At 71.4% G+C, this 16,551-nt stretch carries 19 protein-coding genes; 6 read left to right on the top strand and 13 right to left on the bottom strand.

The genetic code is table 11. The annotated features are described in order from the left end of the window. Positions 1-10 precede the first annotated feature (10 nt). Positions 11-700, bottom strand: coding sequence for a transglycosylase family protein (locus AB5J56_RS35220; RefSeq protein ID WP_369238823.1), 690 nt, complete (start codon positions 698-700; stop codon positions 11-13). A gap of 537 nt (positions 701-1,237) precedes the next feature. Here AB5J56_RS35220 and AB5J56_RS35215 point away from each other — a divergent pair. Continuing rightward, positions 1,238-2,011 carry a hypothetical protein gene (locus tag AB5J56_RS35215; protein ID WP_369238821.1) on the top strand — a complete coding sequence of 258 codons (774 nt, stop codon included), beginning with the start codon at positions 1,238-1,240 and terminating at the stop codon, positions 2,009-2,011. Between the two features lie 184 nt (positions 2,012-2,195). Continuing rightward, on the top strand, positions 2,196-2,657 hold the full coding sequence (locus AB5J56_RS35210; RefSeq protein WP_369238819.1) for a hypothetical protein: 462 nt from the start codon (positions 2,196-2,198) through the stop codon (positions 2,655-2,657). An 89-nt stretch (positions 2,658-2,746) separates the two neighbouring features. On the opposite strand, the gene der is transcribed toward AB5J56_RS35210, so the two are convergent. The 6 genes from der to AB5J56_RS35180 all read right to left on the bottom strand — a co-directional run bounded on the left by der (position 2,747) and on the right by AB5J56_RS35180 (position 7,689). Next, on the bottom strand, positions 2,747-4,219 hold the full coding sequence (gene der, locus AB5J56_RS35205; RefSeq protein ID WP_369238817.1) for a ribosome biogenesis GTPase Der: 1,473 nt from the start codon (positions 4,217-4,219) through the stop codon (positions 2,747-2,749). 77 nt (positions 4,220-4,296) lie between these two features. Next, positions 4,297-5,022: a lysophospholipid acyltransferase family protein gene (locus tag AB5J56_RS35200; protein WP_369238815.1), complete on the bottom strand. Its 726-nt coding sequence runs from the start codon at positions 5,020-5,022 to the stop codon at positions 4,297-4,299. Beyond that, positions 4,980-5,675: a (d)CMP kinase gene (cmk, locus tag AB5J56_RS35195; RefSeq protein ID WP_369242988.1), complete on the bottom strand. Its 696-nt coding sequence runs from the start codon at positions 5,673-5,675 to the stop codon at positions 4,980-4,982. The genes AB5J56_RS35200 and cmk overlap by 43 nt, the downstream gene beginning before the upstream one ends. Before the next feature lie 169 nt (positions 5,676-5,844). Further along, positions 5,845-6,930 (bottom strand): prephenate dehydrogenase, encoded by a 1,086-nt coding sequence (locus tag AB5J56_RS35190; RefSeq protein ID WP_369238813.1) that lies wholly within the window; start codon positions 6,928-6,930, stop codon positions 5,845-5,847. Beyond that, positions 6,927-7,289 (bottom strand): chorismate mutase, encoded by a 363-nt coding sequence (aroH, locus tag AB5J56_RS35185; RefSeq protein ID WP_369238811.1) that lies wholly within the window; start codon positions 7,287-7,289, stop codon positions 6,927-6,929. Before aroH ends, AB5J56_RS35190 begins: the two co-directional genes overlap by 4 nt. Positions 7,290-7,419: 130 nt before the next feature. Beyond that, positions 7,420-7,689, bottom strand: a complete 270-nt coding sequence (locus tag AB5J56_RS35180) for a YidB family protein (RefSeq protein WP_369242986.1) — start codon at positions 7,687-7,689, stop codon at positions 7,420-7,422. Between the two features lie 185 nt (positions 7,690-7,874). Between AB5J56_RS35180 and AB5J56_RS35175 the strand changes: the two genes are divergently transcribed. The 4 genes from AB5J56_RS35175 to AB5J56_RS35160 all read left to right on the top strand — a co-directional run bounded on the left by AB5J56_RS35175 (position 7,875) and on the right by AB5J56_RS35160 (position 10,331). Continuing rightward, positions 7,875-8,543 (top strand): hypothetical protein, encoded by a 669-nt coding sequence (locus AB5J56_RS35175; protein WP_369238809.1) that lies wholly within the window; start codon positions 7,875-7,877, stop codon positions 8,541-8,543. 84 nt (positions 8,544-8,627) lie between these two features. Continuing rightward, on the top strand, positions 8,628-9,212 hold the full coding sequence (locus AB5J56_RS35170; RefSeq protein WP_369238807.1) for a DUF6529 family protein: 585 nt from the start codon (positions 8,628-8,630) through the stop codon (positions 9,210-9,212). Beyond that, on the top strand, positions 9,209-9,613 hold the full coding sequence (locus AB5J56_RS35165; RefSeq protein WP_369238805.1) for a Rieske (2Fe-2S) protein: 405 nt from the start codon (positions 9,209-9,211) through the stop codon (positions 9,611-9,613). Before AB5J56_RS35170 ends, AB5J56_RS35165 begins: the two co-directional genes overlap by 4 nt. 22 nt (positions 9,614-9,635) lie before the next feature. Then, the gene (locus AB5J56_RS35160; protein WP_369238803.1) at positions 9,636-10,331 is read left to right on the top strand and encodes a nucleotidyltransferase domain-containing protein; all 696 of its coding nucleotides are present in this window, start codon (positions 9,636-9,638) and stop codon (positions 10,329-10,331) included. Here AB5J56_RS35160 and AB5J56_RS35155 read toward each other — a convergent pair. The 6 genes from AB5J56_RS35155 to AB5J56_RS35130 all read right to left on the bottom strand — a co-directional run bounded on the left by AB5J56_RS35155 (position 10,328) and on the right by AB5J56_RS35130 (position 16,547). Then, entirely contained in the window at positions 10,328-11,350 is a 1,023-nt protein-coding gene (locus AB5J56_RS35155) for an ADP-ribosylglycohydrolase family protein (RefSeq protein ID WP_369238801.1), read from the bottom strand. The two genes, AB5J56_RS35160 and AB5J56_RS35155, sit on opposite strands and share 4 nt — an antisense overlap. Then, positions 11,347-12,006: an NUDIX domain-containing protein gene (locus tag AB5J56_RS35150; protein ID WP_369242984.1), complete on the bottom strand. Its 660-nt coding sequence runs from the start codon at positions 12,004-12,006 to the stop codon at positions 11,347-11,349. Before AB5J56_RS35150 ends, AB5J56_RS35155 begins: the two co-directional genes overlap by 4 nt. 219 nt (positions 12,007-12,225) lie before the next feature. Then, the gene (locus tag AB5J56_RS35145; RefSeq protein WP_369238799.1) at positions 12,226-13,647 is read right to left on the bottom strand and encodes an MFS transporter; all 1,422 of its coding nucleotides are present in this window, start codon (positions 13,645-13,647) and stop codon (positions 12,226-12,228) included. 62 nt (positions 13,648-13,709) lie between these two features. Then, positions 13,710-14,315 (bottom strand): TIGR03086 family metal-binding protein, encoded by a 606-nt coding sequence (locus AB5J56_RS35140; protein WP_369238797.1) that lies wholly within the window; start codon positions 14,313-14,315, stop codon positions 13,710-13,712. Next, positions 14,312-15,280 (bottom strand): sigma-70 family RNA polymerase sigma factor, encoded by a 969-nt coding sequence (locus AB5J56_RS35135; protein ID WP_369238795.1) that lies wholly within the window; start codon positions 15,278-15,280, stop codon positions 14,312-14,314. Before AB5J56_RS35135 ends, AB5J56_RS35140 begins: the two co-directional genes overlap by 4 nt. A 109-nt stretch (positions 15,281-15,389) precedes the next feature. Then, positions 15,390-16,547: a pseudouridine synthase gene (locus AB5J56_RS35130; protein ID WP_369238793.1), complete on the bottom strand. Its 1,158-nt coding sequence runs from the start codon at positions 16,545-16,547 to the stop codon at positions 15,390-15,392. Between the last annotated feature and the right edge of the window lie 4 nt (positions 16,548-16,551).

Genomic DNA, 16,551 nt, shown 5'->3' with positions numbered 1-16,551 from the left:
GGAGCGGGGCTCAGAGTGCGAGCCGCTGCCCGGGCAGAATCAGGTTGGGATCACCGCCGATGACGGCCCTGTTGGCCGCGTAGACCGTCCGCCAGGTGGTCCCGTGCGCTGCCGCGATCGTGCTCAGCGTGTCGCCGCTGCGGACGGTGTAGTTGGCGCGGGACATACCGCGGTCGGCGTGGCCCTGCGAACGAGTCGGCGCCTTCGGCGACTTCGTCTTCGCGGGGGCGGACTTGTACGACTTCTTGGTCTTCACGGGGGCGGACTCGGTGCCGGCCGATCCTGAGCCGGCCGAGCCGCCCGAGGAGGCGGGTGCGCCTCCGTACGCTCCGGCGCGCGCCGAGCAGGTGGGCCATGCGCCCCACCCCTGTGCGCGCTGGACCTTGGTGGCGATGGCGATCTGCGCGGACCTGGAGGCCTTGTCGGCGGTCGACGCGTAGGCCGCTCCGCCGTACGCACGCCAGGTGCCGGCGGAGAACTGGAGCCCTCCGTAGTAGCCGTTGCCGGTGTTGATGTGCCAGTTTCCGCCGCTCTCGCACTTGGCGATGCGGTCCCACACTCCGCTGTCGGCCGCGGCGGCGTTGCCGGTCGCGGCGAGCAGTCCGAGCGGGGCGAGCAGGGCCGCGCCGGCGAGGACTGCGGTCGTACGAGTCGTACGAGCCTTACTGGGCCGACGAGTGTTCTCGGCACATTCGGACATGTATTTCCCTCTCGACGAACCCGGGGTCCCCCAAGGCGGGGCGCGGCTCCCGTCGCACTGGACGGGGGCGTCACGCTCCGCCCCGTCCGCCGGAGGTCGTGCTGCGAGCTGGCTGTGGTGCGGCCGGCGGACGTGCCCGAGCGGTGCTCGTTGCACACGGCCGTGAAATCTAGAGAGCCCAGTGGTCCGATATCAACCAACTCCTTGTCATTCCAGGCCAGTTCGCCGTTACCGGGGGTATCGTCGATTTTCAGCCACCCACTTCATTCACTGATATCCGGATTTGTCGACCTGTCGCCCTGGTGATCTGTGAGCCACTTCACGCAACCAACTTCCTTGGAACTCCAACAAGTTGGCGTGGAGTGACGGATTCCGGGGTCCGCTTCACCCTGTGCGTCGGATGGTTCGATTCCGTTCGCTCCCGGGCGTGACTCCGGCCACAGATCGCCCGTTGTCTTCTTCATGAGCCGGGCCCCCCGGCTTCATGGGCCGGGAGCCACCCGGCATCGCCACGCACCGCATCCCGAGGAGCCACCCGTGCCGCGCATGCTCGACGTCGGCGACGACGTACGCGCCGAGATCGGCGACGAAGAAGCCGACCGGCTGCTCGCCGGAGAGAACGCCCCCGGCAGCTACGACTGCACGTCCTGCCGCACCCCGGGCGACTCGGAACAGGAGCGCACCAGCACCGTCCTGTTCATCGGCGACGAGACCGCCGTCCTCGCGTTCGCCCACGCCACCTGCCTGCCCTCGCAGGTCGTCCAGGTCACCGAGGAGCAGCTCCAGGGCGCCGTCCGCTCCTTCACCGCCGAGGGGCGTCCCGCGAACGCGGCCCCCGAGCAGGCCGTGCTCGGTGTCACCAGCGGACTCGTCCTGATCGCCGGGGAGTTGCACCCGGCGCTCGTCGTCGAGCCGACCGGGCCGATCGTGCGCCCCGGCTCGACGGACATCGGCGACGACTTCCTGCCGCTGCTCATCGAGCAGGGCTTCATGCCGGTGACACAGCTGGACTCGGTGCCGCCGGTGCTGCACGGCTGGTCCGTGCTGCTCGCCATGGGCCAACTGCACGCCGTGCTGCAGCCGGGCACCGGCGGCGGCTCCCCCGTCGCCTGGTGGCAGGCCCACCAGGCGCTCCAGGTCACCGAAAGCTGGCGGGCGGCCGCCAACAAGCACCAGCAGGTGCTTCTGTTCGCCGCCCCCGTCGGCTCCATCGGCCGCCAGCCCCGCGAGGACCTCCTGCGCGACGCGCTCGACAAGGCCGCGGCCAACGGCAAGCTGGTCGCGAGCGCGATGCCGCTCGCAGGGACCTGAGCGGCTGCCCCATCGGGGCACTGCCGCCGGGCGGTCGCCCTCCCCGCAGCGGGGGGGGCGACCGCCCGCGTAACCCGAGCCGGGGCTTGCGCGCGGGCTCGCGGTGCGCCCGGCACGCTCCGGACAACCTGCGAAACCGGGGCCCCGGCCGCATCTGTTGAGCGGCGGGGTCGTTGGCACATACGTGCACGCATACGACGTCCCCCGCCGCCAGTCGTTCCAGCCGGTCCTGTCCTCGCGACCGGCGCAGGACCCCCCTGGCAGCCCATCGGCCACGCCGATCTACGACGCGCTCTACTCGGAGTGGGTCAGGTCCTTCAGGTCACTGCCCGGCGACCGCCACGGCGAGGAGGAGCTGGGCTTCACGGCCTTCGGCAGCCTCCCGCGCGGAGCGAGTTCGTACGGCGGTTCGTACGGCGGCTCGTCCGGCTCATTCGGTTCGTTCAGCTCCTACAGCGCGTACAGCGCGGGGGCGTCCAACGCGCGCCACGGTGCCGCCCAGCACGCGGCCGGCCACCTCGCCACCCGCTCCGAGCCGCAAACCGCCCACGCGACCGCCGTATGGCAGTCGAGCGGGCGGCAGCACTCCACCGGGATGCACCACATCCCGGCCGCGCTGCCCCCCGCTCCGCGCCGTGGGCTCTGAACGCAGGCTCCGAACACGCGTACACGGGTTGTGAGCGCGAAAGAGGGCGGCTCCTGAAGGAGCCGCCCTCTTTCGCGCTCGTACCGCTGCTACTTCTTCTTGTTGCCGCGCTTCTCGCGCACCCGCACGGAGATGTGGATCGGCGTCCCCTCGAAGCCGAACTCCTCGCGCAGTCGACGCTCGATGAAGCGTCGGTAGCCCGCCTCGATGAAGCCGGAGGCGAAGAGCACGAACCGCGGCGGCTTGGTGCCCGCCTGCGTGCCGAAGAGGATGCGCGGCTGCTTGCCGCCCCGGACCGGGTGCGGGTGGGCGGCGACCAGCTCACCGAGGAACGCGTTCAGCCGGCCCGTCGGAACGCGGGTCTCCCAGCCGTCCAGCGCCGTCTCGATCGCGGGGACGAGCTTCTCCATGTGGCGGCCGGTGCGCGCGGACACGTTCACCCGAGGCGCCCACGCCACCTGGCCGAGCTCCGTCTCGATCTCCCGCTCCAGGTAGTAGCGGCGCTCCTCGTCGAGGGTGTCCCACTTGTTGAAGGCGAGGACGATCGCGCGGCCCGCGTCGACCGCCATCGTGACGATGCGCTGGTCCTGGATGGAGATGGACTCGGAGGCGTCGATCAGGATGACCGCGACCTCCGCCTTCTCGACGGCTGCGGCCGTACGCAGCGAGGCGTAGTAGTCGGCACCCTGCTGGAGGTGGACCCGCTTGCGGATGCCCGCCGTGTCGACGAACTTCCAGGTGATACCGCCGAGTTCGATGAGCTCGTCGACCGGGTCGCGGGTGGTGCCCGCGATCTCGTTGACGACGACACGGTCCTCGTCGGCGACCTTGTTCAGCAGCGACGACTTGCCGACGTTCGGACGGCCGATCAGCGCGATGCGGCGGGGGCCGCCGACCGCGGTGCCGAAGGTCTGCGCCGGGGCCTCGGGCAGCGCCTCCAGGACGGCGTCCAGCATGTCGCCGGTGCCGCGGCCGTGCAGCGAGGAGACCGGGTGCGGCTCGCCGATGCCGAGGGACCACAGAGCGGTGGCGTCGGCCTCGCCGCTCTGGCCGTCGACCTTGTTGGCGCAGAGCACCACGGGCTTGTTGGCCTTGCGGAGCAGCCGGACGACGGCCTCGTCGGTGTCGGTGACGCCGACCTTGGCGTCGACGACGAAGACGACCGCGTCGGCCGCCTCGATCGCGTACTCGGCCTGCGCGGCCACGGACGCGTCGATGCCGAGGACGTCCTGCTCCCAGCCGCCGGTATCGACGAGCTTGAAGCGGCGGCCCGCCCACTCGGCCTCGTAGGTGACGCGGTCACGGGTGACGCCCGGCTTGTCCTCGACGACGGCCTCGCGGCGGCCGATGATGCGGTTCACCAGGGTCGACTTGCCGACGTTCGGACGGCCGACGACGGCGAGGACCGGCAGCGGGCCGTGGCCCGCCTCGTCGATCGCGCCCTCGACGTCCTCGACGTCGAAGCCCTCTTCCGCGGCGAGCTCCATGAACTCCGCGAACTCGGCATCGCCAAGTGCCCCGTGCTCGTGCTCCGAGCCGTCGGGCTGAATCTGGTCGTTCATGAAGTCCGTACCTCGTCGTTCATCGTGGTGATCGGTGGAACGCCCGGATATCGGGTGATCCACTACTCAAGTGTCGCCTAGTGCTCGGTGGAGCGCCCGGCGTTTTCCGGGCGACCGGTCAGCCGCCTGGCATGCTCCAGGTGCGCGGTGAGCTGCTTCTGGATGCGCACGGTCGCCTCGTCGAGGGCCTTGCGCGTACGTCGTCCGCTGCCGTCGCCCGCTTCGAAGGGGTCGCCGAAGACGACGTCCACCCGGCTCCTGAGCGGAGGCAGCCCCTTTATCAACCGTCCGCGCCTCTCCGTGCTTCCCAGCACCGCGACCGGGACGATCGGGGCGCCGCTGCGCACGGCGAAGTACGAGAGCCCGGCGCGCAGCGACGCGAAGTCGCCCTCGCCGCGCGTGCCCTCCGGGAAGATCCCGAGGACGCCGCCGTTGTCCAGCACGCCGAGGGCGTGGGTGACCGCGGTGCGGTCGGTGGTCGTACGGTCCACCTTGACCTGCCCGATGCCGAGCAGGAACGGGTCGAGCGGGCCGATGAACGCTTCCTTCTTGATCAGGAAGTGCGTGGGCCGGGGCGCCACGCCCATGACCATCGGTCCGTCGATGTTGTGCGAGTGGTTCACGGCCAGGATCACCGGGCCGGCCACGGGGACCTTCCAGGCGCCCAGCACGCGCGGCTTCCACAGGCCGTACATCAGGCCGACGCCGATACGGCGCCCGACCTCGGCGCCCCTCAGTGTCGGGGCGGACGGGGCTTGGCTCACTTCGCGGCCCGCTTCTCCTCGACGAGGGTGACGACGCACTCGATGACCTGCTGGAGCGTGAGGTCGGAGGTGTCCACCTCGACCGCGTCGTCCGCCTTCGCGAGCGGCGAGGTCTTGCGGCTGGAGTCCGCCGCGTCCCGCTTGATCAGGGCCTCGCGGGTCGCGTTTATGTCGGCGCCCTTCAGCTCACCGCTGCGGCGGGCGGCACGCGCCTCCGGCGAGGCGGTGAGGAAGATCTTCAGGTCCGCGTCGGGCAGCACCGTCGTACCGATGTCGCGGCCCTCGACGACGATGCCGTACTCGGCGTTCGCGGCGAGCGAGCGCTGCAGTTCGGTGATCCGGGCACGCACTTCGGGCACCGCGCTGACCGCGCTGACCTTGGAGGTGACCTCCTGGGTGCGGATCGGGCCCGCGACATCCGTGCCGTCCACGGTGATCGTCGGCGCGGACGGGTCCGTGCCGGAGACGATCTCGGCCTTGCCGGCCACGTCGGCGATCGCGTCGGGGTCCGTGATGTCGATCCCGTTGTTCACCATCCACCAGGTGATCGCCCGGTACTGGGCCCCCGTGTCCAGGTAGCTGAGGCCGAGCTGCGCGGCCACGGCCTTCGAGGTGCTCGACTTGCCCGTGCCGGAGGGGCCGTCGATGGCGACAATCACTGCCGGGGCGGTCCGGGCGGCGCCGTTTTCCACGGTGGGGACACCTTCCTGGTGCGGGGTGGTGGGTGCGGTGGGCACGGAGCGTGCCCTGCACAAGGTTACCGGGCGCCCTGTGCCGCCTTGTACGCCGCCGATACGGGGCTCCGCCCCCGGACCCCCGTATCGGCCTGAACGGCCTCGTCCTCAAACGCCGGACGGGCTTTCAACCCCTCAGGGCCCAGCCCCGCTCCCTCAGCGCCGTGCTCAGCACCTGGGCCGCCTTCGGCTCGACCATCAGCTGGACCAGGCCCGCCTGCTGGCCGGTCGCGTGCTCGATGCGTACGTCCTCGATGTTGACCCCGGCCATTCCGGCGTCGGCGAAGATCCGGGCCAGCTGGCCGGGCTGGTCGTCGATGAGGACGGCGACGACCTCATAGGCGCGCGGGGCGGAGCCGTGCTTGCCGGGAACGCGGACCTGGCCCGCGTTGCCGCGGCGCAGGACGTCCTCGATACCGGTGGCGCCCTCGCGGCGCTTGGCCTCGTCGGAGGACTGCAGGGCGCGCAGGGCCTGGACCGTCTCGTCGAGGTCGGCGGAGACGTCGGCGAGGAGGTCGGCGACCGGGCCCGGGTTCGCGGAGAGGATGTCGATCCACATCCGGGGGTCGGAGGCCGCGATGCGGGTGACGTCGCGGATGCCCTGTCCGCAGAGCCGTACGGCCGCCTCCTCGGCGTTCTCCAGACGGGCGGCGACCATGCTGGACACCAGGTGGGGCATGTGGGAGACGAGGGCGACGGCACGGTCGTGGGCGTCGGCGTCCATCACGACGGGCACGGCACGGCAGTGCGAGACCAGCTCCAGCGCGAGGTTCAGGACCTCGGTGTCCGTGTCGCGGGTGGGGGTGAGCACCCAGGGACGGCCCTCGAAGAGATCTCCGGTCGCGGCCAGCGGGCCCGACTTCTCGCGTCCCGACATGGGGTGCGAGCCGATGTAGCAGGAGAGGTCGAGGCCGAGGGCCTCCAGCTCGCGGCGCGGGCCGCCCTTGACGCTGGCCACGTCGAGGTAGCCACGGGCAGCGCCGCGCCGCATGGCGTCGGCGAGCGTCGCGGCCACGTGGGCGGGCGGGGCCGCCACGATCGCGAGGTCGACGGGCCCCTCGGGTGCCTCGTCGGTGCCTGCGCCCAGCGCGGCCGCCGTACGGGCCTGCTCCGGGTCGTGGTCGGCGAGGTGGACGACGACGCCGCGCGAGGCGAGCGCCAGCGCGGCGGACGTGCCGATCAGCCCGGTTCCGATGACGAGTGCGGTTCTCACTGGGCGATGTCCTTGCGCAGCGCGCCCGCGGCACCGAGGTAGACATGCGCGATGTCGGCGCGCGGCAGGTCGGACTCGATGTGCGCGAGGATCCGTACGACCCGGGGCATCGCGCCCTCGATGTCCAGTTCCTGGGCGCAGATCAGCGGTACGTCGACGATGCCGAGCTTGCGAGCGGCCGCCGCCGGGAAGTCGCTGTGCAGGTCGGGCGTCGCCGTGAACCAGATGCTGATCAGGTCGTCGGTGGTGAGCCCGTTGCGCTCCAGGACGGCGGTGAGCAGCTCGCTGACCTGCTCGTCCATGTGCCCGGCCTCGTCCCGTTCCAGTTGGACGGCGCCCCGGACCGCTCGTACCGCCACGGTGATGCTCCTTGCTGATGTACGGAAGCTGCTTGTCACACCAGCGTAGTCAGGCCGCAACGGGCCGGTGCGCGGCGCCCGCCTGACGAGACGGCCGGGAGTGCTGCGCGGCTCAGGGGTGCTGCCGCTCTCAACGGTTCTGCTGCTTGACGAGGTCCTCCAGGGAGCCGGCCGGGACCTCACCGTTCGGGGTCAGCCTGTCGACCGCCTGGGGCAGGGTCCGGGCGATCTGGTCGGCGGCCTGCTCGGGGGTGACACCGGCGTCGGCCGCGACCTTCTGGAGGGTGTCGTCGGGCAGCGCCTGCCGGACCTGCGCGCCGGTCACGGACTGGTTGTCGCCGGAGCCGATCCAGGACTGGGCCTGGTCGGCGAGGCCCGACTTGGTCAGCATGTCCATCAGGCCGCCCAGTGGGTTGCGGAGAAATGCGGCCGGGCGCAGGTCGCGGATTCCGGCCTCCAGACCATGACAATGTCACCCGAATGTCCCTATTCCGCTACTTGGGGTGAGAACACCCCAGTGCGCCACTGGACGCGGGGGCGCCGGTCCGCTCTCATGGCAGAAGACTCGCCTCGGGGGAGGCCCGAATGAAGCGTCCCGGACCACTGTTCACCCTTCTCGCAGGGCTGTTGCTCGGCCTGTTCATGCTGTCGCTCAACGCGACGACAGGGACGAAGAGCGCTTCGACGTACCAGGAGGAATCACCCGGCGTCACGGTGTCGCCGAGCACGACGGCCCCGCCCGCCACGACCACACCGCCGCCGAGCCTGTCCCCGTCGAAGCCCCCCGTCCCCAACGCCGACTACGCGGGCCGCACCGACGACGACTCCTCCGCGGTCGCCGTGTCGCTGCGCGACGGCAGGGCCATCGCCTACTTCTGCGACGGCCACGACAAGGAGTCGTGGCTCAAGGGCGACGTCAAGGACGACGGCACCATGAAGCTCACCGGCAAGAACGGCGCGGTGCTGAACGGCACGCTGAAGGACAACAAGCTGATCCGCGGCACCGTCGACATCGCCGGCGGGCACTACCCGTTCACCGCCGACAAGGCGATCAAGCCGTCCGGGCTGTACCGGGCGACGGCCACGGTGCGCGGCGCCAAGATCGACGGCGGCTGGATCGTGCTGCCGGGCGGCCGCCAGGTCGGCATCCTCGACCGCGACGGCGAGCCCGAGGCCGCTCCGAGGATCGACCCGGACAGCGGTGCGGTGACCGTCGACGGACAGCAGCTCACGGCACGGCCGGTCACACCCTGACCGCCCCCGCAACCCCTGACACCTCTTCCGCTCCGCCAGGGAGTCGAACATGACCGTGTTCCCGACGTACGCAGGGAGTCGGCGATGACCGTCGATCCGAACGCCGCCACCCAGGGCTTCCCGTCCCCGCAGCCCGCCCATCGCCGCCCCGGCGCGGCCCGCTATCTCGTCCCGGCCCTGGTCGCCGCCGCGGTCGCGGTGGGTCTCGGCGTGTACGGGAAGGTGCACGACCCGCAGGGGACCGCCTTCAACCTCGCGGGATTCAGCAGCACCGGGGCCGTGAAGTCATGGCTGGCGACGACCGCGTTCGCCTTCGCGCTCGTCCAGCTCGTCTCCGCGTTCATGGTGTACGGGAAGCTGCCGGGGCCGAGCTGGGCGGCGGTGCTGCACCGCTGGTCGGGCCGGATCGCCTTCCTGATCGCGGTGCCGGTCGCGGTGCACTGTCTGTACGCGCTCGGCTATCAGACGTACGAAACGCGCGTCATGTGGCACTCGCTCCTGGGTTGCTTCTTCTTCGGTGCCTTCAGTGCCAAGATGCTGCTGCTCCGCTCGGAGCGGCTTCCCGGCTGGCTGCTGCCGATCGTCGGCGGCCTCGTCTTCGCTGTTCTCACGGCCATCTGGCTGACGTCCGCCCTCTGGTTCTTCCGTACGTTCGGAGTGACGACATGACCCAACGCTCGACGCGTCGCACGGTTCTCGCGACGGGCGCGGCCGCTCTGGTCGCCGGATGCAGCAAGTACGGCGACAACAACTCCTCGGGGGCGGCCGCGGCGGCCTCCAGCGGTCAGGAGCTGGCCAAGACGGCGGACATCCCGGTCGGCGGCGGCAAGATCTTCAAGAAGGAGAAGGTCGTGGTGACCCAGCCGAAGAAGGGCGAGTTCAAGGCCTTCTCGGCGGTGTGCACGCACCAGGGCTGCACGGTGGGCTCCGTCTCCGACGGCATCATCGAATGCCCGTGCCACCACAGCAAGTACCGGGTCGCGGACGGCTCGGTGGCCGGTGGCCCGGCGCCGAAGCCGCTGCCCGCCAAGGAGATCAAGGTGAAGGGAAATTCGATCAACCTGGCGTGAGGGGGCACGTACGCTCGCGTCCATGCCCGCCACCGACCTGGTCCGCGACCACACGATCTACTCCTGCGTCATGGGCTCGCGTGCCTTCGGTCTGGCCACCGACGACAGCGACACGGACCGGCGCGGTGTGTTCCTGGCGCCCACCGCGCTCTTCTGGCGATTCGAGAAGCCGCCGACGCATCTGGACGGGCCCGCCGAGGAACAGTTCAGCTGGGAGCTGGAGCGCTTCTGCGAGCTGGCCCTGCGCGCCAACCCGAACGTCCTGGAGTGCCTGCACTCCCCGCTGGTCGAGCACGTCGACGACAGGGGCCGTGAACTCCTGGCCCTGCGCGGCGCGTTCCTCTCCCGGCAGGCCCACGGGACCTTCGCACGCTATGCCCTCGGCCAGCGCAAGAAGCTGGACGCGGACGTCCGCACACACGGCGCCCCGCGCTGGAAGCACGCCATGCACCTGCTGCGCCTCCTGATGAGCTGCCGCGACCTGCTGCGCACGGGCGCACTGACGATCGACGTCGGCGACGGACGCGAACCGCTGCTCGCGGTCAAGCGCGGCGAAGTGCCCTGGCCGCAGATCGAGTCCTGGATGACCCGGCTGGCGACGGAGGCGGACGAAGCGGCGGCCTCAAGCCCACTGCCACCGGAGCCCGACCACGCACGCGTGGAGGACTTCCTCATCCGCACCCGCCGCGCCTCGGCCCTGCGCGAAGTCATCTCCTAGGCGTCCCAGAGGGCTCCCAAGGACATCAGGTCGCCTTGGTACTCGATGCGGTCGGCCCATTCCGTGGGCCAGGCGTCCGAGCCGTGATAGGCGCCGGCGAAGGCGCCGGCCAGGCAGGCGATGGAGTCGGAGTCGCCGGAGGTGCAGGCGGCCCGGCGCAGGGCGGTGACGGGTTCGTCGACGAAGAGGAGGAAGCAGAGCAGGCCGGTGGCGAGCGCCTCCTCGGCGATCCATCCCTCGCCGGTGGCCAGGCACGGGTCGGTCTCGGGCGAGACCGTGCGCACGGCGTGCCGGACGCGGTCGAGGGCCTCCAGGCACTCGTCCCAGCCGCGCGCGATGAAGTGCTCCGGCGTGGGGTCCTGGCTGCGGGTCCACAGGTCGCCGAGCCAGCGGGAGTGGTAGCGGTGGCGGTTCTCGTAGGCGTACGACCGCAGTTGTCCGATCAGGCCCATGGGCTCGGCGCCCGTCGCGAGGAGCCGGATCGCGTGCGCGGTGAGGTCGGAGGCGGCGAGCGCCGTGGGGTGTCCGTGAGTGAGCGCGGCCTGCAACTGGGCGGCGCCGGCCCGCTGTTCGTCGCTCAGACCCCGGATGAGCCCGACCGGGGCGACCCGCATGTTGGCGCCGCAGCCCTTGGAGTTGATCTGGCTGGCCTCCTGCCAGGGCCGCCCCTCGGTCTTGAGGAGATTGCAGGCGACGAGGCACGTACGGCCGGGAGCGCGGTTGTTGTCGGGCGACTGGTACCAGTCCACGAACTCCTCGCGCACCGGCCGCTCCATCCCCAGCGGTCCCAGCAGCCCGCGGTCCGTGGCCGTGCGCAGCCCCCGTGCCAGCGCGAGCGTCATCTGCGTGTCGTCGGTGACGTACGCCGGCCTGGGCAGCTCCATCCCGCGCCAGGGCCCGCACTTGGCGAGGATGGACGGCACGTCGTTGAACTCGGTCGGGAAGCCGAGTGCGTCACCGAGGGCGAGGCCGATCAGTGTTCCGGTGGCGGCACGCTTGGCGAGCGTCGTGGTGGTCATGAGGGCCGTCCTTCCGAGGTCGGGCGCAGCAGGGGCGGGTGCAGAGCGGTGGCACCGCCGGCCCGGTACAGGGCGGCCGGCTTCCCGCGGCCGCCGGTGAGTCGCGCGGCGCCCGGGATCGGTTCGACGAAGCCCGGCGTGGCGAGGACCTTGCGCCGGAAGTTGGGGCGGTCGAGCGAGGTGCCCCACACGGTCTCGTAGACCTGTTGCAGCTCCCCGAGGGTGAACTCGGACGGGCAGAAGGACGTGGCGAGACAGGTGTACTCGAGCTTGGCGCCGACGCGGTCGTGGGCGTCGGCCAGGATGCGGTCGTGGTCGAAGGCGAGCGGGCCGAGGGCGTTGAAGCGCAGCCACTGGGCCTGTGCCGCGTCGCCGCCGCCGCGCGGTTCGGGAGCGTCCGGGAGCAGGGCGGCGAAGGCGACGGAGACGACCCGCATCCGGGGGTCGCGGTCGGGTTCGGTGTAGGTGCGCAGCTGTTCCAGATGGAGCCCGGAGGTGTCCGACAGGCCGGTCTCCTCGGCGAGTTCGCGCCAGGCGGCCCGCTCCGCGGACTCGTCCGGTTTCACGAAGCCGCCGGGGAGAGCCCAGCGGCCCAGGTACGGCTCCTGGCCGCGTTCGACGAGCAGCACCTGGAGCACGCCCGCGCGGACGGTCATGACGGCCAGGTCGACCGTGACGGCGAAGGGCTCGAAGGCGTACTTGTCGTAGCCTGCGGGCGCCTCGCCGCCGGGTGCACGATCCTGCTGCCTCAGCACGCCCACTCCCCTTAATGGTCAATGTGACTAATAGTCACTCCGACTATAAAGAGAGCGGGCGTGTTCGCACAAGGCTTGGCCGGGCTCAACTTGTGCGAGCGGAAAGGTTTTTGCCGTCGGCTAGGCCACCCCGCCCGAGCGGGACGGGGCGAGCGCCGCCACCACGGCCCCCACCGCCGCGGCCGAGGCCGAGACCCACAGCGCGGGCCCGCATCCGTCGACGAAGGCCGCGGGCGAGGCATAGCCCCCGTAGTGGGCGAACACGGCTGCCGCGACGGCGATCCCGAAGACCCCGCCCAACTCGCGCAGTGCCATGTTGACGCCCGCCGCGACACCCGCGTCGGCCACCGGCACGGCCATGGTCACGGCGTTCGCGGCGGTGGGGAACACCATGGAGATACCGACCCCGGAGATGATCAACGGCACGATCAGGTCCCCGTATCCGACCCCCGGCTCGACCTGCCACGCCATCAGCGCGTAGGCGATCGCCTGGAGCGCCAGGCCCCCCAGCATGAAGGGCCGGTTCCCGAACCGGTCCGCGAGCGCCCCCGCGGCCGGCGCCACCAGCAGCGGCATCCCGGTCCATACGAGGATGCGCACGCCCGCCTGAAGCGGCGACTCACCGAGCCCGAGCTGGAAGAGCTGCGTGATCATGAACAGCGCGCCCAGCAGCGAGAACATCTGCAAGAAGATCGCGCCGTTGGCGGTGGAGAACCCGCGCACCCGGAAGTAGCCGAGCGGCAGCATCGGATACCGGGCCCTCGACCGCTCCCAGCCGAGGAAGGCGGCCACGAACACGACCCCGGCCACCAGCGCGCCGATCACCTCGGCGCTCCCCCACCCGGCCTCGGGCGCCCGCACCGGCGCCCAGGCCAGCCCGGTCAGCGCGACCGCGGCCAACAGCAGCCCGACGATGTCCAGTTGAGGCCGCGGTCCATGACTCTCGCGCAGCTTCCGCGCCGACAGCGGGAGCATGGCGATCCCGAGCGGCACGTTCAGCCAGAAGATCCACTGCCACGACAGGCCTTCGGTGACGGCCCCGCCGAGCACCGGCCCGGCTGCCACCCCGACCCCGGTCACCCCGCCCCACAGCCCGATGGCGACGCCCCGCTTCTCGGCCGGGAACGCGTCGCTGATCAGTGTCAGCGTGAGCGGCAGCAGCACCGCAGCCCCGGCGCCCTGCACCATGCGCGCGGCGATGAGCTGGCCGGGCCCGCCCGAGAGCGCCGACGCCGCCGAGGCGAGGGTGAAGACGGCGAGCCCGACGACGTACATGCGCCGCCTCCCGAACCGGTCGCCGAGCGCGGCGCCGGTCAGGGTGAGGCAGGCGAAGACGAGGTTGTACGCGTTGATCGTCCATTCCAGATCGGACAGACTCGCCCCGAAGTCGGCCCGCAGGGCGGGCAGCGCGGTGGAGACGACCACCACGTCCAGCGAGCACAGCAGCGCGCCGAGCCCGGCCAGCACCACGGTCCACGCGCGTCGTGGAGGCGCCTGCCGTACGGCGGGCCCGCGGACCGGGACGGTCACAGTGTCAGCCATGACGGAACCTTTCGTGAGAATGCGTGAAATTCCACGGGATTCCGCGAAATTCACGGTCTCCCTCACGAAAGGCAGACCGAAGCCGTCCCGGAAAGGAATCGCGGCGGACCCGGCCGTCGCCCGAGGAAGGCGACGAGCCGGTCGCCGGGGCAGGCCCGCGCCGGCACACCGACCGGCTCGGCGAAGCGCACGCCCCGGTCGGCGTCCGCCACGATGCACCGCGCGACGGGAAACAGGTCGGCGGCGAGCGACGGCGGCAGCGGGCGTGGCCGCCCGGACGCCTGAGCCACGTCCCATCCGTGCACGGCGATCTCGACGGCGCCCACAGCGGCCAGCAGCCCCAGCTCCAGCGCCCGGCCGCCCACGGCCACCGCAACGCCGTCGCGCGGCGGCTCCCCGGCCGCGACCGCCCACGCCCCCAGCAGCGCCCCCGCCCGCTCCCGGAACGCACACACCGGATCGACCGCGTCCTGTCCGGGACGCAGTCCTATGCTCCCGCTCGCGACCCCCTCGTACAGCGCGTCCACCGAGTCGTCGAGGTGACACAGCAGATCCCCGAGGTCCCACTGCGCGCACGGGGTGGCCCGCCCCAGGCTCCCGGGCACCACGGCGGCGACGCTCCCGAGCGCGTACGCGAGCGAACGCTCCAGCAGCTCGGCGGAGTTCACGCCCGCACCTGCGGCATTCCGAAGCGCTCGAAGAGCCCCGGGTCGTCGAGGAAGGCGGTGATCCGGGCGATGTCCCGTCCGCCGGGGGCGAGTGTGAGCACCTGCATGAAGTAGGCCCGGTACACGCCGTCGGCACCTCGTTGGTACGTCGCCAGGGCGGGCTGCCCGTTGGCCCGCGTGGGCACCATCCGCAGGCGGCCCTCCCCACCGACCCGGGCGGCCAGGAAGCGCACGACGTCCTTCTTGCCGCTGAACCACTCCAAGTAGGGCGGCATCTCCAGTTCGACACCGTCCTGGAGGAGGTCGAGCAACGCGTCCATGTCGGCGTGCTCGAAGGCCGCCACATAGCGGTCGATCAGCTCCCGGTCCCCCGTGACGTCGGACTCGGTCACCAGGTCCTCGTCGGGCGCCACCTCGTCGAGCCGGGCACGCGCGCGTTGGAGGCTACTTTTGACGGCCGCCGTCGAGGTCCCGAGCAGCGTGGCGACCTCGGGTGCCCGCCAGGCCAGCACGTCCCGCAGGATGAGCACGGCCCGCTGCCGCGCGGGCAGATGCTGCAGCGCGGCGATCAGCGCGAGCCGCAGGCTGCCGCGCGCCGCCACGACGGTCGCCGGGTCGACGAGCGTGTCGGGCAGCGGCTGGAGCCACGGCACGTCCGTCGCAGGGGCCCTCAGAGGCCCCTCAGGGGCGTCTGAAGGCCCTCCGAGCCCGGCGGGCAGCGGACGGCGCACACGGCCCTCCAGAGCCGTCAGACACGTATTCGTGGCGATCCGGTGCAACCAGGTGCGCAGGGAGGCGCGGCCCTCGTACCCGCCGTAGGACCGCCAGGCCCGCAGATACGTCTCCTGCACCAGGTCCTCGGCGTCGTCCACCGAACCGAGCATCCGGTAGCAGTGCGCGAGGAGCTCCCGCCGGTACTTCTCGGTCAGCCGTACGAACTCGTCGCGGTCCGTCGTCGCAGCCATGGCCGCTCCCTTCGTCACCGTTACAGACCGGCGGGACGGCGCAAACGAATCGGCCGGCCCCGGAGAAATCCGGAGCCGGCCGCCACGCGTGCGTGGGATCCCGTGGGACCTACAGATCGACTTCCTGCATCAGCATGCCGACCTCGGTGTTGGACAGGCGGCGCAGCCAGCCCGACTTCTGGTCGCCCAGGGTGATCGGGCCGAAGGAGACGCGCACCAGCTTGTCGACCGGGAAGCCGGCCTCGGCGAGCATGCGGCGCACGATGTGCTTGCGGCCCTCGTGGAGGGTCACCTCGACCAGGTAGTTCTTGCCGGTCTGCTCGACGACGCGGAAGTGGTCCGCCTTCGCGTACCCGTCCTCCAGCTGGATGCCGTCCTTGAGCTGCTTGCCCAGGTCACGCGGGATGGGACCCACGATGTGCGCGAGGTAGACCTTCTTCACGCCGTACTTGGGGTGGGTCAGGCGGTGCGCCAGCTCGCCGTGGTTGGTGAGCAGGATCACACCCTCGGTCTCGGTGTCGAGCCGGCCCACGTGGAAGAGCCGCGTCTCCCGGTTCGTCACATAGTCGCCGAGGCACTGACGGCCCTCGGTGTCCTCCATGGTCGAGACGACGCCGGCGGGCTTGTTCAGCGAGAAGAACTGGTACGACTGCGTGGCCACGGTCAGCCCGTCGACCCTGATCTCGTCGTTCTCCGGGTCGACGCGCATGCCCTGCTCCAGGACGATCTCGCCGTTGACCTCGACCCGAGCCTGCTCGACCAGCTCCTCGCAGGCGCGCCGGGAGCCGTAGCCCGCGCGCGCGAGCACCTTCTGCAGGCGCTCGCCCTCCTGCTCGGCGCCCGGGAAGGTCTTGGGCGTCTTGACCTCCGGCTTGCCGGCGTACCGGTCCCGGTTGCGCTCCTCGGTCCGCGTCTCCAGCTCGCGGGAGCGGGCGGGAGCCGTACGTCCGCCGCGCTGCTGCCCCTGCTTGGGGCCGCCCTTGGCGCCGCCGCGGGCCGCGTTGCCGCGCCCCGACTTCGGACCCTCGTGGGTGGCGCCGGGGCCCACGTCGTAACGACGCTCCTCGGGACGGGGCTTTCCGGCGCGCTTCGGCCTGTCGTCGCGCCCTCCACCCGTCGTCGGCCGGCCGCCCTGCTTGTCGTCGCGGTCGTTCCCGGCACCGCGGTAGTTACCGCGGCCACCGCTGCTCCCGCCGCGGCCGCCGCTGTTGCCACCACGGCTCCCGCCGTTGTTTCCGCTGCTGTTCCTGCCGCTACTGCTTCGCATCAAA

This window comes from Streptomyces sp. R21 (assembly GCF_041051975.1).
GTDB lineage: Bacteria > Actinomycetota > Actinomycetes > Streptomycetales > Streptomycetaceae > Streptomyces.
This window is presented reverse-complemented; position numbering and strand designations above follow the sequence as displayed.